Below are 24,776 nucleotides of genomic sequence, written 5' to 3' on the forward strand. Positions count from 1 at the left end.
ACATGTATATACAAGTTGAATCTATAATATGTATATTCTTCGCCTCTTCTACACATTCCCCATAAATCTTTCCTCTGTAACATTTATTTTGGAACCTGCGTTCGTGAACCCAATGATATCTGTATTGGAACAACAAAAAACCGTCTGTTCTTCCCACCATTGGTGCGGGCAACAGAAGGTCTAATTTGGTTGAACTTGGTTGAACTTCTTAAATGTATTCTACTGTTTTTTTACTGTTGTAATGGATTGTTATTATAAAGTTGTTGTCTTACTTAATCACCACAGCGGAGCCACGCCTCTTACGACATCTCCGGTGAAACTACGGCTTTCCCTTGTTTTTCCTGCATATTCAACTTCAATAGAGATAGTTCAGCTTGCTCTTCCCTTTCCAGTTCAGCAACACTGATCTCACCAGAGAGTACGGCACGCATTCGCTTTTGATCCAACAAGCCTTCCCATTTTGCAACCACAAATGCTGCAACACAGTTGCTCATCAGGTTGGTGAATACACGCATTGTATCCATGAATCGATCTGCACCAAGCAGTAGAGCAACCGCTGCTACCGGAAAAGCATTGACAGCCACTGCCGTTGCAGACAGGGCCAAGAATGCGGAGCCAGGTACTCCTGCCATGCCTTTGGAACTTAACATCAACACCAGTAAAATCGTAATTTGCTGCATCAATGTCAGTTCAATCCCTACGGCCTGAGCAACAAAAACCGTGGCCAACGATAAATAGATTGAAGCGCCATCCAGATTAAACGAGTACCCCGTCGGTACCACAAGCCCCACAACCGCACGATCACAACCCGCCTTGGTTAGTTTGTCCATCATACGTGGCATCACCACTTCCGATGATCCGGTTCCAATCGCCAGCATCACTTCAGAACGGGTATATTTCACAAATTGCAGGAAATTTAGCCCGGTAATCCACCAGGCAGCCAATGCCAGCATGACCAGAAACAGCAGTGCTGCGCCGTAACAGGCCAGAATCAACAGACCAAAGGACGATAATGTGGAAGCCCCATAGGCACCTACTGTGTAGGCCATGGCCCCAAATGCACCAATCGGCGCGAGTTTCATGATATAACCAATGATACGGAACACAATGCCGAGCAAGTTCTCAATCAGCGTCAGTACATTCTCTTTTGCCTTAATCTCGGTTGCTGCCAGTGCAACCCCGAACAGGCATGCCACCAGCAATACTTGCAGAAGTGCATTTTGTGCAAAGGCATCTACAACACTTGTCGGAATAATATTCATGATAAAGTCTACCGTATGCGGTAACTCGGAACCATTGGTTTTCGCTTCAATGCCGCTTGCGTCTATGGTTGAAGGGTCCACGTTCATTCCGGCACCGGGGCGAAGCAGATTGGCTGTTCCCAATCCAAGTACCAGCGCCACTGTAGTTGCAATCTCGAACCACACGATGGCTTTCAGCCCGATGCGACCTACCGACTTCAGATCACCGATTTTGGCAATGCCTGTTACAATCACCATGAAAATCAGTGGTGCGATGATCATCTTGATCAATTTGATGAAACCTGTTCCGAGCGGTTGCAGCAAGCTACCCAGATCCGGCCACAGAATGCCAACGCCACTCCCGATGATTACCGCTACAATAATTTGAAAAAATAATGATTTCATAAATGACATGAACGCTCCCCCTGTTTGCGGTCAATTCGGATTTCCGTTTGGTTTCCGTGTAACTTTTTATATCATTCTAAACGGGAGTTCAACAATGGAATTTCAATGTTTTTGTCATTTGTACCAACTCTATCTGTGAAAATTGAACCTGGAACTGAAAAAAGACGAATACCACGTCAGTTATCTTGACGTGATATTCGTCTTTATCCATAAATCCATTTTTTATTGAACAGGGGTTAAATGTGCATCACAGGGTAATAGATTCTCCCGGGGCCAGCACACGTCCTTCCAACCCTCTTGCAGCCAGTTGTTGCACGAAGTGTTCCGCATCCTGACGAATCACCGGGAACGTATCATAATGAACCGGAATCGTCAGTTTGGCATTAAACCATTCGGCCGCTTGCAGTGCATCCTCAGGTCCCATGGTGAAATGTCCACCAATCGGCAAGAAGGCAACATCGATATCATGACGATCACCGATCATTTTCATATCCCCGAAGAGACTTGTGTCTCCGGCATGCAAAATCGTTTTACCACCAATATTAATGATATATCCAGCAGGCAACCCTGCATACATGATCCGTTGTTCTTCTTCGAGCACAATCCCGGAAGTATGGAACGCCTGAATCATTTTGGCTTGAGCAAAGTCAAGATCTACCGTGCCGCCCATGTTCATGCCGAGTGTATCCAGACCTTTCCAGGACATATATGTAGCCAATTCCACAATAGCCACAACTTTGGCGTTATTCGCTTTGGCAATAGGCTCAGCATCGAGGATGTGATCCATATGTGCATGTGTCAGCAACACAACATCGGTCTTGATATCTTCAGGCTTCGTGACGGCAAGCTCGTTGCCACGCAGGAAGGGATCAATGATCAGAGACTTTTCTTCTGTGCCCAGCTGTACACTGGAGTGACCGTGGAACGTAATATTCAACAACTTGGATTCCTCCCGACATATGTTTTGATTATTTTGAAACCACTATTTATTATAAATCATAGCTCTTCACCAACGCAAAATTACGCTAGCCTCCGTGTCACCGCTGTTTACGATATACCCTTGCTTCATACGGCTGAAGCTGAATGGCACCTTCATCGGTAGAATAACGTCTGCTTACATTGCTGATGATCAGCTTGGCATGCTCGGCATTCCACCCTTCAGGCCACTCCATCTCAGGCTCATGCCCACGGAAATTCAGAATGACCAACATCTGCTCATCATCCAGCGTTCGTGTATAGGCATAGATATCCGGATCATCCGGCAGTAACAGTTCATACGCACCATAAATAAGCACTTTATGTTGTTTGCGAAGCGCAATTAACTTACGGTAATAATGCAAAATGGATTGCGGATCACTTTCGGCGTCAGCCACATTAATCTCGGGATAGTTATCATTCACCTGTATCCACGGCTGACCCTTGGTAAATCCTGCGTGTTCCGTCTCATCCCATTGCATCGGCGTGCGGGCATTATCACGGCTCTTCAGCCAGATCGCCTGCATGACTTCATGCTTCGACTTACCTTGACCAATGTAATGATTGTAATAATTTTTGGTCTCGATGTCCCGATATTGCTCGATATCCGGGAAAGCGACATTGGTCATGCCGATCTCTTCTCCCTGATAGATGTAGGGTGTTCCTTCAAGTGTAAGCATCCACGTCGCCAGCATCTGAGCAGAACGCACCCTATATTTACCGTCATCACCAAAACGGGAAACCGGACGTGGCTGATCATGGTTGCCCATATAATTGGCGTTCCAGCCTCTACCATGCAAAACCGTTTGCCACCGGCTCATGATTTCTTTGAGATCTGTCAATTTCCATTCCTTATAGTTCCATTTACCAATTCCGGAGGATTTAGCATCGATAAACATATGCTCAAACTGGAATACCATATTAAGTTCGTCACGATCCGTCCCGACATAAGCCAAGGCCTGCTCAGGTCCAAGTCCCGAAGTCTCGCCAACTGTCATGGGGCCGTAAGGTTTCAGGATCATGTTATTCAGTTTCTTCAGGATGGAATGTACCTGTTCCAAGTTGGAAAAGAGCTGATACGCTGGAACTACCGGCAGATTATCCGGATTGTGGGCACTTGGCAGACCCTCTGCCTTGGCGATATGCGCTACTGCATCGAAACGAAATCCGTCGACCCCTTTTTCCAGCCACCAATGCACCATCTCATACATCTCTTCTGCCATCTGTGCATTGTTCCAGTTGAGATCGGGTTGCTGTTCCGAATACAGATGCAGATAATATTCATTTGTCTCGGGATCATGCTTCCACACCGAACCCCCAAAATAGGACTCCCAATTATTCGGCACCTGCCCATTTTTACCTGAACGCCAAATATAATAATCCCGCTTCGGATTCATCTTTGATGAACGTGATTCAGCAAACCACGCATGTTCATCTGACGTATGATTCAGCACCAGATCCATCATGATCTTGAGACCACGTTTGTGGGCCTCTGCCAATAATCGATCAAAATCCTCCATCGTGCCATACTTGCGTAAAATGCCGTAGTAATCCCGGATATCATATCCGTTATCATGTCCTGGTGAATCATAAATGGGACAGAGCCAGATCACATCTATGCCCAAATTCTCCAAATAATCGAGCTTCTCATAGATTCCCTGCAAGTCGCCATATCCATCTCCGTCCGAATCTTTAAAGCTGCTCGGGTAAATCTGGTATACCACGCTCTCTTTCCACCAAACGATATCGCCCACCTCGCTCTCATCTTTATCCAATATATAAATTGAACTAAAGCATATTTACACTGGATACTCCGATGACAGAATAACCTTCCGATCGCTGTTATCCCCAGATTTTATGAATTCCCCTTATAAGGGGAAAATCCGGGTATAAAGGCGAACGCTGATTGCTTCTTCAGGTTATTTCTGTCCTCTCCGTTTCGTGTAAATGTTTAGTTCAATTTATATATAATCTCTGTTCACTATATTAAGCCGTTAATATGTTTTATCCGAAATGATTCCCTTGTAAACATTAGAAAGGCTTCTTATGCAAAAAGACCCGGTCATGGACCGCGATCTGCAGTTCAATTCCGAGTCCTTTTTTGTGAACATAAGACTAACTTATATCCGGCGTAACCTATCCAGGCACCGATCGTGTTCAGAATAATGTCATCCACATCAAACGAACCTACACGTGTAATCAATTGTGTGACCTCGACACCCAGCAGAAGCAAAACAACTGTAGATGTAAATGTCAGGAATGTGCGGCACCTCCGAAACAACCATGGGATCCAAATGCCCAGCGGAATGAACAATACGATATTTCCAAACAGGTTTTTGACCCAGGTATCTGTATTGTACCTCTCCCTCTCCATAAGAAGTGGACGAATCGTCTCGAAGGGTACGAGATTATATTGATAATACATGCCTGGTGTTCGGCCACTAACAAACAGTAAATTGCCCATAATCAGTATGTAGAGCGCTGCCATGAAAGCAACAATTAATAACATCCACTTAGAGTGAAGCCATGACTTTTCGCTCATTCATCCAGTCCTCCGACCTTGAATTCCGCGAAGCGGTAAGGTCTATTTTAACGGGATATAGATCTTCATGTCCAGTTGTTCAGGGGTCGATTTCCAGACATCCGTCACTTCAAAGTCTGGTCCTTCCCTCCGTTCATAGTTGGACTGCGGCAGCCAGCTGCCATAGATCATTTTACGAATATCCTGCCCGGAACCTTCCACGGTGAACTCTGCATACAAGCCGCCCGGAATTTCAAACGAAGTAAAACCGGGTTCAAGTACCTGGGATGCTCCACTGCTTTCTTCACCCACAATAAAAGAAAATGCCCCATCCTCTTCAAAATGACAGGCCACACCGTAAGCCATATCAGGGCGAGTCCTCTCCGGAATCGCCCTGAATTTTTGTTCCATGCCAAAATCGTGATAAAATCCGGGTATTTCAGCATAATGCTGATTGTCATTCAGGTTGGTCTTATACTCATAGCCGATGATCCAGTTCGATGCCAATGTGACCAGACGGGGTGTGTTCATGTGGAATGTTCCACCAAGTGAAGTTCGATAATCATTAAAATCAATGCTCCTTTGCATCTTCAAAAGAGACAACTGCTCCGCTTCCAGCTTACGCAGCTTCGCGGGTGTCATTCCAAAGTAGGTTGAAAATGCACGGGTGAAGGCCTCCTGGGATTGATAGCCAAAGCTCATCGCAATGTCCAATATGCCTTCCGATGTGCCCCGCAGCATCCCAGCAGCTTCCGTTAATCTTCGTCTGCGCACATATTCAAGTACCGTAAATCCGGTGATCGCCTGGAATAAACGCTGAAAATGAAACGCCGAAAAGTTCGCAGCAGCGGACGTCTCTCTGATATTAAAATCATCTTGCAAATGCTGCTCCAAATACTCAATAGCAAGTTGAATTCGTGTGTAGTGATCCATAGTGACGGCTCCCCTATCTAATTCAAAATATCAAACGATTTCTTATGTAGTATGACTGAGATCCCGATCTTTTTTTTGATTTTGTGTGCGAACTTGTATGATGAAAGATACGCGAGTTGCGGTTCTCTTCATGCTGAATGACACTATGATACAATCTATGCCAAAATCCCCTTGTTCTACAAGGAGACACTCTCTACTCTAGTTGATCAACCAGTAGAGATGGCTCTTGTGAACAAGGGGACTTGTTTGTTTAACAATCTATTCTTAACCTTTCCAGTTCCCGGACACGGGATGAATACCCCAGATATCTGTCGCATACTCACTAATGGTACGGTCACTGGAGAATATGCCGGAATGAGCCGTGTTTAATATCGCTTTCCGGGTCCAGCCCGGAATATCCCGATACGCCTGGTCAATCGCAGCATGCGCGTCAGCATAAGCAGCAAAATCACGCAATACAAAGTATTCGTCACCATGGGCCAGCAAGGAGTCATAAATATCCCAGAACTCCCCGTCACGATAACAGAATGCACCTAGATGCACCAGTTGCTCCACAACCTCGCGAATGCGTTCATCGTGATGCACAATCTCATTCGGACGATAGCTGCCTGAGCGATAATACTCAAGCACTTCGTCTGCACGCAGACCATAGATGAACATATTTTCTTCCCCAACCTGCTCCGCCATCTCCACGTTGGCTCCATCCATCGTGCCAATCGTTAAAGCACCGTTCATCATAAACTTCATGTTGCCCGTACCGGAAGCTTCCTTACCTGCGGTTGAGATCTGTTCACTAACATCCGCAGCGGGAATGATCTTCTCTGCGAGAGAGACGGAATAATTTTCGAGGAAAAATACCTTCAAGCGGTCATTTACGGCCGCATCCCGATTCACTGTGTCAGCCACGGTGTTGATCAGCTTAATAATTTTCTTGGCAAAATAATAACTCGGCGCTGCCTTGGCACCAAAGATGAACGTACGTGGCACCATATCAAACGAAGCATCATTCTTAAGCCGGTTATACAGATGCATAACATGCAGAATGTTCAACAGTTGACGTTTGTACCCGTGCAGCCTCTTCACCTGTACATCAAAGATGGAATCCGGATTCACTGCTGTCCCGGTATGATCCAGAATATACGCAGCAAGCCGCTCTTTGTTATCCCGCTTAATCAAACGGAACTGCTCCTGAAATGATGTATTATCCGCAAAGCCAGCCAACTGGTCCAGCTTGCCCGGCTCTGTTATCCAATCGTTACCGATTGTATCCGTAATCAGATCCGACAGTTTCGGATTGGCATGCATCAACCAGCGGCGATGGGTGATACCATTCGTTTTGTTATTGAAACGCTCTGGATACAGTGCATAGAACGGAGCCATCTCGCGCTCTTTCAGAATCTCGGTGTGCAGAGCAGCAACACCATTCACGCTATGACTGCCTACAATCGCCAGATGCGCCATCCGTACCTGATCGTTTGCAACAATCGCCAGATGCCCTATGCGATCCTGATCTCCCGGATACCGGTCCAGCAGCATGCCACAGAAGCGTTTGTTGATCTCTTCAATAATCATGTAGATTCGTGGCAGCAGCCTGCTGATCATGGATACAGGCCACTTCTCAAGCGCCTCACTAAGCGTTGTATGATTGGTATACGATACAGTACGGGTTGTAATATCCCATGCTTCATCCCAGCCATACCCCTTCACATCAATCAGGATGCGCATCAGTTCTGGGATAACCAAGGTTGGATGTGTGTCATTAATGTGGAAGGCCACTTTATCAGGTAAACGATCATATGGTAGCTCCAGCTTGTTGAACGTACGCAACGCGCTCTGTACACCTGCCGAGCACATGAAGTATTGCTGCTTCAATCGCAGCAGCTTTCCTTCGTACTGGGAATCATCCGGATACAGAAATTCCGAGATTGATTCAACCGAACGGCTATAATCCAGATAACCGTAGTAGTTCGAAGGGGTGTCGAGTGAAGTCTCGCGCTTTGGCTCGGCACTCCAGAGACGCAATGTGTTCACATGGGTTTGACCATAACCGATGACAGGCACGTCATAGGGAATGGCGACAACCGATTCGGCATCTTTTGTAACAAACTGATATTCTCCATCCTGCTCATGAGCTTCTACCCGGCCCCAGAACTGTACTTCCACCTTTTTGTCTGGACGGCGGACTTCCCATTCATTGCCCTTATCCAGCCAATTGTCGGGTAACTCTACCTGATTACCATTGATGATTTTTTGCTCAAACAAACCGTATTTATAACGAATCCCGCAACCATGTCCTGCATATCGGAGTGATGCGAGTGAATCCAGGAAACAGGCAGCGAGTCGTCCCAGACCTCCGTTACCAAGTCCTGCATCCGCCTCCTGTTCTTCTATCTCTTCCAAGGAGAAGCCTAGCTCAGCTAAACTGTCACGCACCAATTCCAATTCATTCACATTCAGCAGATTGTTCCCGAGCAGACGTCCAATCAGGAATTCCAGCGAGAAGTAATAGACCTGTTTATCCTGGCGCTGCTTGAACCCCTGATTCGACGCTGCCCAATCCTGGCCTGCATATTCACGAATCATGCTTCCCAGTACGTGGTACACGTCTTCCTGTGTTGCTTCTTCAATCGGTTTGCCCAATTTGCTGACCAGATTCCGTGTAAATATACTCTTGAACGTTTCCTTGTTGTCAAACAAAAGTAGGTTCCTCCCGGGGAAATCCTGTAGGATGGTGGCGGTTCATACACTCAGTTGCACATGAGTGCCAAACCTTTAAGTGCTACACTTTCGGCTAAAAGCCCGTTCCGGTGACGAATCGTTCTTATGATCGCTGTTATCCCCAGATTTTTTTGATTCCTTTTTTAAAAGGGGAAATCCGGGGATAAAGGCGAACGCTTCGCTTCTTCAGAATCGATTTCGTCTCCTCCACTACGTTTGCACGTATGAGGGAGCTCTAGCAGTGGCCCGATGCTTAGAAAGTGTATGAACCTTAAATCCATCCTACAGGATTTTTATTTTATATATATTTATAGAAGATATCGGTTACGTGTGGGCATTAGATAATAGTACTTTTCGCTAAAATGTATGGATTCGACGGGTCGCCGATCAGCGTCTGTCCTCCGGTCAGCTTCACGTCTTTATCGAGAATGACATTCTCAAGTACCGTCCCTTCACCAATGTAACATTTCTGCATGATGATGGAACCTTTTATTTTGGCACCCTTGGCCACCTGTACACCACGGAACAGAATGCTGTCCTCCACCTCTCCACCTACGATGCAGCCATTCGCAAGAAGTGAATGTTTAACATCGGCGGTATCCAGGTATTTGGCAGGCGCTTCGTATTTAATTTTGGTCTGAATCGGATCTTCCTTGAACAGTTGTTCATATTGCCCTGTGTTCAACAGATCCATACTGTTGCGATAATAACTGTCAATGGAATTGATGACTGCGTGATAGCCATCATATGCATACGCAGCGATATTCAATCCATCCGGATTTTTTTGAATCACATCCCGGAAGAAATGGCTCTCGCCATGATCAATGCAGCGTTGCACCTGGCGCAAGAACAATTCCTTTTCCATGATAAAAATTTCTGTATATATATTCGGGTGATTAGCGCTTTGGTGAATGTCCACCACGTTACCGTCACCGTCATGATCAACTTTGACACAGGCGTCATGCTCAGGCAGCAGCTGATCTACCTTTTTGCAGACCAGTGTAACGTCAGCTCCCTTACTGATGTGATACCTGTAGACATCCTGGAGGTCTGCTTTGGTCACATGGCGACTGCCCGCATGCACAACATATTGTCCTGCCCCTCTGTGGAAAAAGTCCAAATTGTTATGGAAATGCTGCAAATCCCCTTGTGATGTATCTGTTGGATCGTTCCAGTCTGGTGGCAAAATAAACATACCCCCATGCTTGCGATCCAAATCCCAAGGTTTACCGTCACCAAGATGGTCCATCAACGAGCGATATTTTCGCCGTACAAATACACCAATACTCTCGATTCCTGCATTCATCATATTGGATAGAACAAAATCGATCAGACGGTAACGCCCGGCATAAGGCACCGCGGCTCCGCAGCGAAAATATGTCAATTCCTTCAATTCTTCAAGTTCATGGTCAAGGTTAATAACTCCGATCAATGGTTTCATCGCATGCACCGTCCTTTTGACTTCAATTAGGCCTTGCTGGTTATTCCTTGGCGAAGTTGACGTTCCAGTTCTTCCTGATCCACGAGCAATATATCACTCTCATCTTCCGGTGCAGGCGATATCTGTGTTCCATCGGGAATAACCAATCCTTCTGCGATAATAGCTCGGTAAATGCGCACATTTTGCCCGATTTTCACTCTTGGCATGATCACCGAATCGATGACAGCACTGTTCTCGCCAACTTCAATTCCATAGAACAGAACAGAATGATTGACCTCACCATGCACTACAGTGCCTTCACTAATAATACAATTCCGTACCTTGCCCGAAGGTGAGATATATTGTGCAGGTTGGTTCGGATTACGTGTGAAAATACGCCAGTCCGGATCATTCAGATTAAACGGTGTGTCTTCGTCCAACAGGTCCATATTGGATTCCCACAGACTGCGAATGGTACCAACGTCTTTCCAATAACCTTCGAATGGATATGCATATAAGGATTTTTCGTTTTCAAGTAACAAAGGAATAATATCTTTACCAAAATCATAGGAGGTGGATGCCTGTTGTTCATCCTGGATCAGGAAACGTTTCAGTACATCCCACTTGAAGAGATAGATACCCATGGAAGCCAGTGTGCTCTTGGGCTCAGGAGGTTTTTCTTCAAATTCATAGATGCTATAGTCATCGTTGGTGTTCAGCACCCCGAACCGGCTGGCTTCTTCCAAGGAGACATCAATGACCGATATGGTACAATCCGCATCTTTTTCTTTGTGATACTGGAGCATTTTTTCGTAATCCATCTTATAGATATGATCCCCTGACAGAATGAGCACATGTTCAGGATCGAATTGTTCAATAAAGTTCAGGTTACGGAAGATGGCATCTGCTGTGCCACGGTACCAACTGCTTCCGTCTTCACGTTCATGGGGAGGAAGTACGTATACTCCGCCATTTTTACGGTCCAGATCCCAGTCACTGCCGATACCAATATAGGAGTGCAGGACAAGTGGTTCATATTGAGTTAATACGCCCACTGTATCAATACCCGAGTTAGAGCAGTTACTTAGCGGAAAATCAATAATTCGGTACGTACCGCCAAAATATACTGCTGGCTTAGCCAGTGATTTCGTTAATCCTTTTAACCTCTTACCTTGCCCTCCGGCAAGTAGCATCGCTACAACTTCTTTTTTCGCCATCATTACAGCCTCCTCCACGTGCATTCGTTCTGATTCATTTCAGAGCCCATAATCGATATTCTGTTGTGTGGACACTGTTGTCTTGATTAGGAGCATGCTGTACAGATGTGTAACCGGTGAATCTTGTTGCAGTAGAATTTCTTGGATTGTAAAGCCTGAAATAGAGATGATGCTTGTGTAGAATTTGACTGTCTTACAGAGGTGAATGTTAGATGCAGAACTTAAGGTGTAGCTCGTGAACAATGTAATAGACTACTCCTATTTAACATTAAACACGAAACGGACTGGGGAATCTTACTGGAAAACATCGACATCAAGTTGCGGGTGAAATTACCCTTTCTCGTGCCGCTGTTATTTATATTGTATTCGATAAAAGGGAAGCAAAATCCTTTAGTTTTTGTGCAATCATTAAGTGGAAAAATAAGTAAAAGGTATGAGTTCACATGACAAAAAAGCCGACTTTCGATCCCGGCTCATTTTGTCTGTTATTTTCTGACCCTGCTTGGTCCATGATCCTCTAGCTTCAACAGGATCGTACTTTGGTGTATCCGTTTCTGAATCAGTCTATATAATTTTGCGAAACAGCTCCATCACTTCATCCTTGGACGGTTGATAGGGATTGCCGGGTGCACATGCATCTTTCATCGCGTTATCGGCAAGCAGTTCCACATCGGGATCTTTTACACCCAGTTCAGACAGTTTCTCAGGGATCCCGACTTCCTTTGATAGCTGACGTATGGCCTCAATGACGTAATCTGAGCACTCCTCATCGCTTCTGCCTTTCACATCCATACCAATTGCCTTAGCAATATGACGGAATTTGCCGGGTACATGCTTGGCGTTTAACTCTTCCACGTAGGGGAGTAACATTGCGTTACACACACCGTGCGGCAGATCATATACGCCACCCAGTTGATGCGCCATCGCATGAACATAACCCAGACCCGCATTATTAAAAGCAATCCCGCCAAGGAAACACGCATACGTCATATGTTCCCGCGCTTCCAGATCACTGCCGTCTCTCACGGCTCTTGGCAAATATTCAAAGATCAGTTCAACAGCTGCTGCAGCTGTCGCACTTGTCACTGTAAATCCACCCGGTGTAACCATCGCTTCTACGGCATGTGTCAACGCATCCATTCCTGTGGCCGCTGTGAGACTTGCAGGTTTGCTGAGCATCAGCTCCGGATCATTAACCGACAGGGAGACCAGACTATTGCGGTCCACCATTACCATCTTCACTTTACGTTCCTCATCTGTAATCACGTAGTTTATTGTCACCTCGCTCGATGTGCCAGCCGTTGTGTTTACAGCCACAAGTGGCACGGACTTATGTTTCGATTGATGAAATCCTTCATATTCACGGATATGCCCACCGTTGGTAGCTACAATGCCAATGCCTTTGGCAGCATCCTGCGGTGAACCTCCGCCTATCGATATAATGGCGTCACAGCCATGATCCTGGAATACTTGCAGTCCATCATGTACATTCTGACATGTTGGATTAGCCTGAACCTCATCATATACTACATAGTCTAACCCTGATTTTCTTAGTATAGACAGTACCTGTTCAGCAACGCCTGAAGTAATCAATTGACGATCACTTACAACCAGCGCCTTGCGGATACCCATCTGTTCAATCATCTGACCTGCTTCCTGTAAACATCCTCTACCCATCAAGTTCACGGGCGGAACATAATATGCATGTGTTGCCATTTGAACCAGCCTCCTGTAACCCCTGATTTACTATCTCCATTGTAACTGAATCCGTTTTCAGATATAGTGAAATAAATCACAATGAACACGATAAATGTTACACTGGAGGTTGATTTTTACCCGTAATGAAAAAGACGACCCAGACACCCGAAGGTATCCAAGCCGTCTTACTGATCTATCTTAAAGCTTTATCCACTACTTATACCTTACAGAAGGTACTTTCACTAAAAGCATCCTTATGGAGGCTTACAGCGCCTTATCGTTCACGCCGTCAAGCCATGCCTCAATATCGCCAATTACGGAGGATACACAGCCATCCTCGAATGGTGAGTTCAGTCCAGCCAGTTCAACCAATCCCGTGAAGGACAAGCTTCCTCCCGCTTTGCACAATGTCAGATAGTCGGCCCATGCGGACTTCATGTCCTCATTGCTGCGTTTCCAGAACTGGAATGCACAGATTTGTGCCAACGTATAGTCAATGTAATAGAATGGCGATGAGAAAATGTGACCTTGCTTATGCCAGAAACCGCCCTGCTCCAGATACGCATTATCTTTGTAATTGATGTGTGGCAGATAGGTCTTCTCAATGTTGCGCCATGCCTGCTTACGCTCCGTTGGTGTTGCATCCGGGTTCGCATACACAAAATGCTGGAATTCATCCACAGCTACACCATACGGAATGAACAACAGACCGGAAGACAGGTGATCAAACTTGTACTTGTCCGTATCTTCCTTGAAGAACAACTGCATCCACGGCCATGTGAAGAACTCCATACTCATGGAGTGAATCTCAGCCGATTCATATGTCGGCCAGTTGTATTCAGGCACTGCAAAATCACGGCTCTCATACACTTGGAAAGCATGACCTGCTTCATGCGTCAATACATCGATATCACCGGATGTACCGTTGAAGTTGGAGAAGATAAACGGCACTTTGTAATCGTTCAGGAACGTACAATATCCGCCGCCCTGTTTACCTTTTTTGCTTACCAGATCCATAAGCTCGTTTTCGGTCATCATCTGGAAAAATGCATCTGTCTCTGGTGATAATTCAGCGTACATTTTTTTACCATTAGCGATAATCCAGTCCGCATCACCTTTAGGTGTCGGGTTACCCGTCTTGAAGCTGAAGCCCTGATCGTAATAATACAGCGTATCCACATCAATCCGATTACGCTGGCGCTCTCTGAGCTTGGTCGCCACAGGTACAATATAATCACGAACTTGTGCCCGGAAGTTAGCAACCATCTCTGCGTTGTAATCCGTGCGGTTCATGCGATCATAGCCGAGTTCCACATAGCTTGGATAACCCAGTTTCTTCGCGATCTGTGTACGCACTTTAACCAATTCATCGTAAATGCGATCGAATTCAGCTTCATGTTCAGCCATGAAAGTGTATCTGGCTTCCGAAGCACGCTCCCGCATGGAGCGATCCGTGGACAGTTCAAATGGATGAAGCTGTGGCAACGTACGCTCTTCACCTTCGAACGGAATTTTGGCGGATGCGATCAATTGATTGTATTCTGTGGAAAGTTTGTTCTCCTTCTGGAGTTCTTCAATAATCTCCGGGCTGAATGTTTTCAGTGAAAGATCCGCCAGTTGGAACAGCTGTGAACCCCATTTTTGTTCCAACTCATTGCGGAATTTGGAGTTAACCAGTGCACGGTAAAAATCCGTAATATATTCCTGCACAATGGGTGCATTCTCGTCCAGAAATTCGTTCTCCGCCTTGTAAAACTCATCATTGGTATCAATGGAATGACGGATGTAGACCAATTGGGCTTGTGTCTCAAAATCACTGCGCAGCGCGTTAATCTGATCCATGAACCCACTCTGTTCTTCAACCGTTGCAGCAGCTTCAAAACCGCTCAACAGCTCACGGAAAGATGTCTTGATGTGTTCCAGATTCGGACGTGTATACGTATACTCACTAAATTTCATTTATGTACACCCTTTCCTGTTTGGCAGAATTTCGGGAGTATCCCGAGTTAAACTACCCCCTATTATACAAAAGAGCAGCTAAAAAATCCCATCTTTACGAAAAATATTTGTCCATCGGTCAAATTGTACAACATGAACGATTACATATATTACGTACTTATGTAAGGTCAGTGCCTCAAAATTTTCTACACAAATAAGCCCGCCTCGCGTTAGCGAAGCCAGCTTATAGGTTGTCTCTCTTCTTTTCACATTTAAACAATACTAGCTTTGGTCTTTATCCATAATCTGATAGAACCAGCCCATTCCGACCATGCCCACGACCATAATAACAGCCATAATAATGATATATGTCATGAATGTAACCTCCCTGCTTCCGTATATTCATCACACTACTACTAGTGTACACGGTGAAGCGCCGTTTGAATTGACCGAACATTGACAAAAATACGAAATCTTTAATTTTAATAAATGGATTATTTCCCCGATCACACTAAATCATACGTACCTCACTGCACGGTTCAAAGTTTCATCCGCCATGCTTACGGTGTATACTATACTTCTATGAAATGGAATTTGGATTTTTACGCAGAAAGGTTGAAAGACATGTCAACTCGCATCCCCTTACGTCAGCTATTTCTTACTGTTCTATTAGCCCTTATGTTATGTATTTTATCCGCCTGTGCTGATGGAGAAGCCCATCTTACGGTGAATATGGATGGATCAACGGATCTGGGTCTCAATCTCAACGTAAAGAACTCCGCTCTTGGAAAAATTGGACAAGACAATCTCATGCCTCTGATCGCAGATGCATTGAATCGAAATAACTTCCAGGCAGAGGTTTCGGAACAGGGAGATCAGAAGCAGCTCACAGCGACTACCCATTACGAAAAAAGCAATAAAACCAGCTTTGATACGTCCAAGTTACCACAAGGGATCAAGGTTGAACAATCAACTTCACCCGGCTTCTTCACCTCCAAGATGCACATTACAGCAGAAGCCGATCTCATGGAGTCCATGCCCGATGGTGAGATCAAAAATCAAATTAACAAGGTGCCAAGCTTTCTTAAAAACCTCTTGTTAAAAGATGTTAATTTTGACTTTAAGTTGTCTTTGCCCATCAAAGCAGCCGATTCCAATGCAGATCAGGTGGAGGATGGCGGAAAAACGCTCATTTGGCACGTTTCACCCCTCCAGATGAATAAACTGGATCTGACTGTACAGGTTCCCAATATCCGGAATATCATCATCATTGCAGTCATTGGCCTATTATTAATCGTTGCTCTGCTCATTTGGTTTTTTGTTCGTCGCAAACGGGCCAGACAGCGCCATAGTGCAAGATCACATCACGGAAAAAATTAATTCCTTCACACCAATTTTATTTGTGACTTGCCAAACGGTGTTATGGATAGTAGAATACATCCGTACTGTGTGAACGGTTAATTTTTTATTAAGCAAAGCTAAAGAGGTGACAGGTTTCATGAATATCCGCGAATGCCCACTACCTGGTATCGGAGTTAAGTACCAGTTTGATACAAAGGGCGGCCATCAGTTAGTCATTATTGTGCATGAGGACGGACGCCGTGAATTATTCTCCGTTGATCCACAAGACAACGAAGAACTCACTCTGATTGCAGATTTGGAAGATGACGAATGTGTGACTCTCTCCGGTTTAATCGGAGGTTGGTCGTAAATTACAGAATAACCTGTACCTTGAATTTCAAGGCGCAGGTTATTTTTCGTTACGTTACCCTTTGAGAGCGAATATACGGAACCCATGTATTTAATACGCGGCTAATCTCCGTGGAATGAAACGGTTTGCTGATAAAGTCCTGCATCCCGCATTTCAGACACTCCTCACGGTCACCGGCGCCTGCAAAAGCTGTAATCGCTGCAATAACCGGTATGTCTGGGTGGCTCTGTCTGATTCGACAGGTCGCTTCAATCCCATCCATAACTGGCATTTGAATATCCATAAACACCAGGTCATATTGAACCTTGTTCAATGAATCGACGGCCTGTGCACCATTCTCAACGATATCACAGACTCCGCCAAACTTGCGCAGCATCTCCTCCAACAGATGACTGTTGACCGCTTGATCCTCAGCAATCAAAATTTTGATGTCATGGGCAAGACTGGCTCGATCCAATTGCAGTTCATTATTCTCAGTAATTTCGATCGGGTCACTACTTTCTTCTTGCCAGCGCTCCACTACGAGGGTGAACTGGAACTCTGCTCCCTCACCGATCTCACTCTGTACGCCAATCGCTCCACCCATTAATTCCACCAGTTTCTTGCTGATCGCAAGGCCCAGACCTGTCCCGCCAAACTTGCGATTGATGGCCGGATCAAGCTGTGAGAAGGATTGGAACAACTGATGCTGCTTTTCTGTTGGAATACCGATTCCTGTATCTCTTACTTTAAAGGTCAACATCAGATTGTCCCGACCATGCTCATCTGAAAAATCAACACCAACGCTCACCTGAATACGACCCTGCTCTGTGAATTTAACGGCATTACCCACCAAATTAATCAAAATCTGCCGGATTCGTGTCTCATCCCCCCGAATTCGCTCAGGAATGTGATCCGACATTTCACAATAGAGTTCAATATTTTTCTCTGATGCCTTCAGTGCAAACAGCTCGATCACCCCACTCAGCATCGCCTTAATATCTACAGGTGCGCGCTCAAGATCCATTTTGCCTGCTTCGATTTTGCTGAAATCCAAAATTTCGTTCAAAATGTACAAAAGGGATTCGCCGCTATCAATCATGATTTCCGCAAAGCCTTTCTGCTCATCATCCAGCTCGGTTTCCATTAACAGATTTGCCATGCCCATGATGCCGTTCAATGGCGTACGAAGCTCATGACTCATGATGGCGAGAAACTCGGACTTTGCTCGGTCTGCATGCTCTGCTGCTTCCTTGGCACGTATGATGTCCTTAACAGATGTCATATCACGGAAAACCAAAACTGCCCCGCGGGTTCTACCCTGATCCATAATCGGCTTCAATTGGAACTCCGCCAGGAAACTGGAACCATCCGGTCTCCAAAATACTGATTCGGTACGCGGCAGACCTCGTCCCTCACGAACAGCCTGTAGAATTGGTGTATCCTTGGATGGATAGGGGATGCCTTCGCTCTGCATTTGGATCATCATCTGTTCAAGGGGTTTGCCGTTCATTTCACTTGGACAGAAGTTCATGATCTCCGCAGCGGCCGGATTGGCAAAGTTCAGATTCCCTTCCAGATCCAGTCCAATAACCCCCTCAGACATGCCATTCAAAATCAATGCCCGTTCATAACTAAGATTCTCGATTTCCTCTACGTAACGTTTGGACTCTGTTATGTCACTGGTAATCCCGTAGACCCCAACAACTTTGTCCTCAAGTATAATAGGAACATTAATCACATTTGTTTCAATTCGCTGCCCATTTTTGTGAATTAAACCTATCTCGTAGCTCTGCGCATTGCCCTTCACCGTTTCCTCAAAATGATAGCGAGTCTTCTCCAGATCCACAGGATCAATGAGGTGATCAAAAGGCCGACTCAGCAGTTCCTCCTTGGTGTGTCCTGTCAACTGTTCCTGACCCATATTGGCTTTCAGCAGATTGCCTTCCAGATCAAGAGAAGCCACACCTAGGGGATTACAATCAAATAACGATCTGTACTCCTGCATGCTTAACTGTTGTTGCTGGCTGGCTGTGATATCCCGGGTTACAGCGACCATCTCCATTAATTCACCTGAATTGTCATATACATAGTGCGTAATCGTATCTGCCCATACCGTAGATCCATCCTTATGTAACAGGCGATAATTGATCCGTTCGGGAGCCAGACCCTTTCTCTGCTCTTCTACGTACGCTTCAACCAAAGTCACATCCTCCGGATAAATAACGAATGTTCCTGGCTTACCTATAATTTCTTCTGGCTCATAGCCCAACATGCTTTTACATGCATTCGATACATATTTAAATGTACGACTAGAATCAGCATCATGTATTGCAACCAGGTCTAGTGAAGACTCCGCCAGCAGGCGAGAGATGCGACTGCTCTCTTCCAATTGCTTACGTTGCACGATGAGTATTTGCTCTGCATCTTTTTGTTTCGTAATATCAGCAGCTTGTACCAGCAAATACAAGGGCTCACCATTCGTTTCATCCCTAACAATGCATGCTCTAATGGTTGCCCATAATAACGAACCGTCCTTTCGTTTCAGACGAACCTCCGTCTCGTACATCGGACTTGTTTCATGAGTCATTTCCCAGAACTTGCTGCGGAATTCCTCCATATGCAGATCTTCTTCGTAGATCATATGTATGACCGAAGTATCGATCAGTTCATCTTCACTGTATGCAAGCATCTCGCAAAATGCAGGATTAAGCTGCAACCACCGTCCATTTACATGCGATGCGACAGCAATGCCGATTGGTGCGTGCGTATACAATTGTTCGAACAGAGATCGGCTCTCTGTAATGGATTTCGACATTACATGTCCTCCTTTATAAGAATCTGAATGTATTCCGTATGAATAGATCGACCTGAACATAACTTCATCTATAGAGTACTACCCCAAATGCCATGATTGATAAACGAGATCGGATAAAATTGCTGCATGTATCGACATTTTTAATTTTGGATGCTGACAACTTTCATTATGTACATACCAATTCGAACACATCACGTCATATACTACACAATACCCGTGCTCTCCCGATTATACAATGTTGAATATTCGAATAGGAACGGAGGTTATGGATCATGATCATTGTCGCAAATCAACCCGTCCAGCTGAACCGCTCGGAATGGTCTGATTTTGAATGGTATTGGTTACAGCAACTACAGGATCGTCCTACAAGGTATGTGTACCAATCCATGGATCATCTTCGTTTTGAGTGGGACTTGAGGGGCTCTCTCGTGGATGCAGCGGAAGGATTGGATCGAAGCGGGGTGAGTTTTGCATCCTTTGAAAAATCCAGATGTAATCCTGCCTACTGGAATCGTAATGCAGAGGGTGGGTTCGAGCTAAAATCGAATGTGACACCCGCCGACGGCATCCGGGATATCTGGAGGAATGGGCACTTATATGCCTTTGAATGTGCAACAGCCACTGTCATTGTGCTGTATGGTGGCGTGCTGGGAAGCATTCGCGAAGACGCCTTTAATTCCCTGTTTCGAAATCTGTTACTCTTTGACTGGCATTATGACAGTGACCTGCGATTAACCGAAAAAAACGGTAGCGAAACCGCCCTGCCAGGAGATGTGCTGTATTTCAAAAATCCGGATGTTTCTCCGGAAACCCCCGAGTGGCAGGGAGAGAATACGTTCATGCTGCGTGAGAACTGGTATTATGGTCATGGCATTGGTATTGCACGCGGCGAAGAAATTATACGTACCCTGAATCAGTTCCGCGTTCCAGGTAGCCGGGTCTCCGCCTACTTAATGGATATGGTGATCTATCCGGACTTCTTTTATTTATCCCGATTCGCCAAAAACAGCCAGAATAATATGGCCGCTGGTTCCACGCCTGTATTACCTGGGCAGTTATATGTACGTCTTGGTGGCAGCCGTTATTTACGCAGCTGAACTACTGGAACAGAAACGGCTTTTGCATTAAATTGCACCTCAATCCAAGTGATGACAAACAAGCCCAATACAGCAGCAGTTAGCCTGCCACGTCATTGGGCTTTCTTTACATCCAAAAGATCATTACTGTATCGACATTCGCCTTACCTTTGTGCTACATCGAGGATCGCACCAAGCAGTTTACTCATTAGGGTCCAGTTGCACAACAACCTGTTTACCACTTACCTGAACACCTGTCGTTTTGCTACCGAATTCAGCCAGCGATTTGCTCAGTTGTTCAGCCCACTCCTTGCCTGCAACTCCTTCTTTGGCTCCATGCACCTGGATGACGAGTTTTACCGAATCACCCTTCTTCAGAATGCGCTCCGCTTGAGATTGCTTCGTATCCCGGTCATGATCCTCCATCGCAAGGTTCAAGCGAATTTCCTTTACTTTACGTTTATCGGGGGATTTACTCGCTTTTTTCTTCGCCTGCTGCGCTTCCGCTTTGGCCGCTCCAGCTCCAATCAGCTTGCATGGCGGTGGACTTGTCATCAAGGACAAGCACACCAGATCTACTTTATGCTGCTTCGCAAGTAGAAGTGCTTCCTGCGTGGACATGACACCCAGATCTTCACCATTCAGGCCGGTCAGCTGCACTTCGGCTGCTTTGATCTTTTCATTTTTGATCATGGTTCTTCCTCCTCTACATCAAAAGCCTGTCCTGACCATTTACGGATCAGAGCAGGCTAGGATGGTGTTGCTACTTATTGTAATACTTATCAGCGAACAAATACGCCAATCGGTTTGATTTACAGCGTGTTGAATGCTTCCGTCAGAACCGGTACAATTTGTGATTTGCGTGATACTACGCCTTTCAAGAGCGCTCTGCTATCAGACAGCGTCACATTGTAGGCTTTCTCCACAGCTTTAGTGGATGTACCATATGCCAGAGCTACGGAATCGTTGTTCAGAATGTCTGTTACGACAAATACAAACAGGTCGAGACCTTTGCTGGAAATGATTGCTTCAATGGCTGCTTCAAGCTCAGGTTGCTTCACGAGAACATCATTCACGTCAACGGCATTAACCTGTGCAATTTCCACTTTGGATTGACCCATTACGAATTCTTTGGCATCCAAGGAGATTAGTTCAGCAATTGTTTTTTGGCTCAGATCCGCTCCGGCTTTCAGCATGTCCAGACCATAGCTGTCTGCATCTACACCAGCAATGGCAGCCAGTTCACGCGCAGCGGCTACGTCCTGCTCTGTGCAAGTCGGGGATTTGAACAACAGGGAATCGGAGATAATGGCAGACAACATCAGGCCAGCAATCGGCGCACTCACTTCGATGCCATTTTCTTTGTACATTTTATTCAAAATGGTTGCGGTACAACCTACAGGCTCTGCACGGAAATACAGAGGTCCGCTTGTCTCAAAGTTAGCAATACGGTGATGGTCGATAACTTCAACAACAGTTACTTCCTCAATATCGCTTACACTTTGCTGACGCTCGTTGTGGTCAACCAGAATAACCTTGTTTACTTCATTTGCAGCGGTTTTAATCAGACGTGGTGCTGCAATTTTGAATTGATCCAGTGCAAACTGGGTTTCACCATTGACTTCGCCGAGACGAACTGCTTCAACGTCCTGACCCAATTTTGTTTTGAGATCCGCATAGGCGATTGCCGAACAGATCGTATCCGTGTCGGGATTTTTGTGACCGAAGATTAACGCTTTTTCCATATTCATAGCCCTCCGTCAATTCTGATTTATATAAGTTTAACCAAAGAATGTTTACACTTGCCACTCCGATGACAGAATAACCTTCCGATCGCTGTTATCCCCAGATTTTTTGATTCCCTTGTTAAAGGGAAAATCCAGTGATAAGCATACGCTTCCGATGCAGCTTTCTTTCAGAAAGCTTTCAGGCCAACGCTCCGCTTCTCCAGCTTTTTTCTGTCCTCTCCGTTCTCGTGTAAAAAGTTTAGTTGAACTTATATAGAAAATATATGTCATATTTTAATCATACCCTACTGATTATAGCGCTAATAAGGCTAAATTCCAATCCCTTTACAGCGAATTAATTGCAATCATTCTCAGGCAAGTCATTTTGGAAAAATAGCTAAACTTGGTTCATTCCCCTCAAGTCGATATGATATGTATCCTATTTATTCCATCGTACAACCTTATAAATTAGCATACGAAACTCTGATACGCAACGAAAACATTAAATCTCAGGCTCTTCCGCGCTCTGCCCTTGCCGTACAAAAAAGGTCTGTAGACTGCCGTCTTCACTAATCTCCAGCAGGTTCAATTGCGCTCCGTAGGCACAACCACCATCAATGCCAATTTTGTCTCCGCTCGAGTCAAACCAAATGCCTGTCTCATCATGCAAATGCTTTACGGGGGTGTGTCCAAATACGACCGTCTCTCTAATCGTCGTTGGTCTGGAATAGAATGATTCACGAATCCAAATAAAGTCCCGCTCGGACTGGCTTCTCCAATCCTCGATATCCGGGTTGATCCCGGCATGCACAAAAATATAACCCGGAATTTCGTACACCAGCGGAAGCTGTTCCAGAAAACGAAGATGGTGTTCATAGTGTGTACGTATCCACTTTTTGGCTTCAGCATAAGCTTCCCAATCTATCTGTTGCTCATCATAAGTAAGCTCCAGATCCAGATAACTTGCCATCGTCTGTAGTCCGCCATTACGAATCCAGTGTTGATCATATTGCTCAACATCCTGGGTAAGCGCCTTCACCATCATGGCATCGTGATTGCCTTTGATCACCATAATATGGTGCTGTTGCTGAAGCTGCATAATCTGTTCGATGACCTGTTTGCTGCTTGGACCGCGATCCACATAATCACCGAGTAAAATCAATTCATCCTGCTGCGGATTATAATCTGCGAGCTTAAGCAATGCATTAAATTCATCGTAACAGCCATGAATATCACTAATGACACATCTGCGCATGTGAATCTCTCCTCTCCCTGATCACGCAAGAGTATAACCGGAACCTTGCATGAGCAAGATTCCAGTCAGTTTAGAGTAGTTATTCCCGCTTGCTTACCATTAGTCCTGCTTGAGTCCAAAGGCTTCTGCAATCAAGCCGAATGAGCGCAGACGTGCTTCAAACGAATGGACCGCTGATGCAATAATGACTTCATCTGCTTCATGGCGTTCAGCCATTGCGGTAATTTTGTCTTTCACCTGATCCGGTGTTCCCACGATGGAAAATGAACGACGTTGACGAATCTGTTCCATCTCCATCGCTGTGTATGGATAGTTGTTCACCGTCTCCAGAGATGGGAATGAACTTTGTTCAAGGCCTCGTCCAAGGCGTAAGAAGAAAAGTTCATTGCTACGCGCAAGTTCAGCGGCTTCTTCCTCTGTCTCTGCGCAGAATGCCGAAACAGCAATCATTGAATGTGGTTTGTCATTCAGGATGGACGGCTTGAAATGTCTGCGGTAATGTTTCATCGCTTCTTCGCCGCCTGGTGTTCCGAAGAATTGGGCAAACGCATACGATGTCCCTTGTGCCGCAGCAATTCTTGCACCTTCAGAGCTGGAACCCAGCAACCACACTTCTGGTACAGTGGGAACCGATGGTCCGGCTACCAGAGATGCAAACCGATGATCCTCGGGCAACTGCTCGTGGAAGTATCCGCCCAGATCCGCGATCTGTTGCGGAAAAAATTGTACATTCGATGATTTGCCTTCATTCAGTGCTCTGCTGGCAATTGGCATGCCTCCCGGTGCTCTGCCAATCCCAAGGTCAATCCGTCCCGGATGTAGAGCTTCCAGCAGACGGAAATTCTCTGCAACCTTATAGGCACTATAGTGAGGTAGCATAACGCCACCGGAACCTACGCGAATTCGATCCGTATGTGCAGCCACATGTGCAATCATAACTTCAGGACTGGAGAAAGACAGCGCACCACTACCGTGATGCTCCGACATCCAGAAACGGGAGTACCCCAATTGATCCGCATGTTGTGCGAGTTTCACCGTTTCCTGCAACGTATCCTGTACACTTCGTCCTTCATTGATATGTCCATGTTCTAGTACACTCAGTTTCATATATATTCAATCCTCTCGTCTGTTAGGTTCATAAGAA

At 45.6% G+C, this 24,776-nt stretch carries 18 protein-coding genes; 3 read left to right on the forward strand and 15 right to left on the reverse strand.

The window, feature by feature from the left end; genetic code table 11:
* Nucleotides 1-299 precede the first annotated feature (299 nt).
* The 10 genes from dctA to FE296_RS31055 form a co-directional block, all read right to left on the reverse strand.
* Nucleotides 300-1,655, reverse strand: coding sequence for a C4-dicarboxylate transporter DctA (dctA, locus tag FE296_RS31010; protein ID WP_150367537.1), 1,356 nt, complete (start codon nucleotides 1,653-1,655; stop codon nucleotides 300-302).
* A gap of 238 nt (nucleotides 1,656-1,893) precedes the next feature.
* Nucleotides 1,894-2,586 carry a metal-dependent hydrolase gene (locus FE296_RS31015; protein WP_124114258.1) on the reverse strand — a complete coding sequence of 231 codons (693 nt, stop codon included), beginning with the start codon at nucleotides 2,584-2,586 and terminating at the stop codon, nucleotides 1,894-1,896.
* Between the two features lie 97 nt (nucleotides 2,587-2,683).
* Nucleotides 2,684-4,396 carry a glycoside hydrolase family 13 protein gene (locus tag FE296_RS31020; protein WP_411860612.1) on the reverse strand — a complete coding sequence of 571 codons (1,713 nt, stop codon included), beginning with the start codon at nucleotides 4,394-4,396 and terminating at the stop codon, nucleotides 2,684-2,686.
* A gap of 308 nt (nucleotides 4,397-4,704) precedes the next feature.
* Nucleotides 4,705-5,163, reverse strand: coding sequence for a VanZ family protein (locus tag FE296_RS31025; protein ID WP_150367539.1), 459 nt, complete (start codon nucleotides 5,161-5,163; stop codon nucleotides 4,705-4,707).
* A gap of 42 nt (nucleotides 5,164-5,205) precedes the next feature.
* The gene (locus tag FE296_RS31030) at nucleotides 5,206-6,075 is read right to left on the reverse strand and encodes an effector binding domain-containing protein (RefSeq protein ID WP_150367540.1); all 870 of its coding nucleotides are present in this window, start codon (nucleotides 6,073-6,075) and stop codon (nucleotides 5,206-5,208) included.
* Between the two features lie 264 nt (nucleotides 6,076-6,339).
* A complete protein-coding gene (locus FE296_RS31035) occupies nucleotides 6,340-8,772 on the reverse strand; it encodes a glycogen/starch/alpha-glucan phosphorylase (protein WP_124114255.1) in 2,433 nt (810 codons plus the stop codon).
* A 358-nt stretch (nucleotides 8,773-9,130) separates the two neighbouring features.
* The gene (glgD, locus tag FE296_RS31040; protein ID WP_150367541.1) at nucleotides 9,131-10,234 is read right to left on the reverse strand and encodes a glucose-1-phosphate adenylyltransferase subunit GlgD; all 1,104 of its coding nucleotides are present in this window, start codon (nucleotides 10,232-10,234) and stop codon (nucleotides 9,131-9,133) included.
* Nucleotides 10,235-10,260: 26 nt separating this feature from the next.
* Nucleotides 10,261-11,430 (reverse strand): glucose-1-phosphate adenylyltransferase, encoded by a 1,170-nt coding sequence (locus FE296_RS31045; RefSeq protein ID WP_150367725.1) that lies wholly within the window; start codon nucleotides 11,428-11,430, stop codon nucleotides 10,261-10,263.
* A gap of 564 nt (nucleotides 11,431-11,994) precedes the next feature.
* The gene (locus tag FE296_RS31050; protein WP_150367542.1) at nucleotides 11,995-13,146 is read right to left on the reverse strand and encodes an iron-containing alcohol dehydrogenase; all 1,152 of its coding nucleotides are present in this window, start codon (nucleotides 13,144-13,146) and stop codon (nucleotides 11,995-11,997) included.
* 246 nt (nucleotides 13,147-13,392) lie between these two features.
* Nucleotides 13,393-15,087 carry a M3 family oligoendopeptidase gene (locus FE296_RS31055; protein WP_124114252.1) on the reverse strand — a complete coding sequence of 565 codons (1,695 nt, stop codon included), beginning with the start codon at nucleotides 15,085-15,087 and terminating at the stop codon, nucleotides 13,393-13,395.
* A 711-nt stretch (nucleotides 15,088-15,798) separates the two neighbouring features.
* Between FE296_RS31055 and FE296_RS31060 the strand changes: the two genes are divergently transcribed.
* Nucleotides 15,799-16,446, forward strand: a complete 648-nt coding sequence (locus tag FE296_RS31060; RefSeq protein ID WP_190945674.1) for a DUF3153 domain-containing protein — start codon at nucleotides 15,799-15,801, stop codon at nucleotides 16,444-16,446.
* A gap of 118 nt (nucleotides 16,447-16,564) precedes the next feature.
* A complete protein-coding gene (locus tag FE296_RS31065) occupies nucleotides 16,565-16,777 on the forward strand; it encodes a cation:proton antiporter regulatory subunit (RefSeq protein ID WP_017688899.1) in 213 nt (70 codons plus the stop codon).
* A gap of 49 nt (nucleotides 16,778-16,826) precedes the next feature.
* Here FE296_RS31065 and FE296_RS31070 read toward each other — a convergent pair whose 3' ends face one another.
* Complete coding sequence (locus tag FE296_RS31070; protein ID WP_167483544.1) at nucleotides 16,827-19,574, reverse strand: PAS domain-containing hybrid sensor histidine kinase/response regulator; 2,748 nt, start codon at nucleotides 19,572-19,574, stop codon at nucleotides 16,827-16,829.
* Between the two features lie 272 nt (nucleotides 19,575-19,846).
* Between FE296_RS31070 and FE296_RS31075 the strand changes: the two genes are divergently transcribed.
* Complete coding sequence (locus FE296_RS31075) at nucleotides 19,847-20,671, forward strand: protein-glutamine gamma-glutamyltransferase (protein ID WP_150367543.1); 825 nt, start codon at nucleotides 19,847-19,849, stop codon at nucleotides 20,669-20,671.
* A 180-nt stretch (nucleotides 20,672-20,851) separates the two neighbouring features.
* On the opposite strand, the gene infC is transcribed toward FE296_RS31075, so the two are convergent.
* The 4 genes from infC to FE296_RS31095 all read right to left on the reverse strand — a co-directional run bounded on the left by infC (nucleotide 20,852) and on the right by FE296_RS31095 (nucleotide 24,739).
* On the reverse strand, nucleotides 20,852-21,343 hold the full coding sequence (gene infC / locus FE296_RS31080) for a translation initiation factor IF-3 (protein ID WP_124114248.1): 492 nt from the start codon (nucleotides 21,341-21,343) through the stop codon (nucleotides 20,852-20,854).
* Between the two features lie 119 nt (nucleotides 21,344-21,462).
* Entirely contained in the window at nucleotides 21,463-22,395 is a 933-nt protein-coding gene (locus FE296_RS31085) for a manganese-dependent inorganic pyrophosphatase (RefSeq protein ID WP_076330830.1), read from the reverse strand.
* Between the two features lie 484 nt (nucleotides 22,396-22,879).
* Nucleotides 22,880-23,632 carry a metallophosphoesterase family protein gene (locus FE296_RS31090; protein ID WP_150367544.1) on the reverse strand — a complete coding sequence of 251 codons (753 nt, stop codon included), beginning with the start codon at nucleotides 23,630-23,632 and terminating at the stop codon, nucleotides 22,880-22,882.
* Between the two features lie 99 nt (nucleotides 23,633-23,731).
* On the reverse strand, nucleotides 23,732-24,739 hold the full coding sequence (locus tag FE296_RS31095) for an LLM class flavin-dependent oxidoreductase (RefSeq protein WP_036670607.1): 1,008 nt from the start codon (nucleotides 24,737-24,739) through the stop codon (nucleotides 23,732-23,734).
* Nucleotides 24,740-24,776 lie beyond the last annotated feature (37 nt).

Source organism: Paenibacillus sp. UASWS1643 (assembly GCF_008693195.1).
Lineage (GTDB): Bacteria > Bacillota > Bacilli > Paenibacillales > Paenibacillaceae > Paenibacillus > Paenibacillus amylolyticus_B.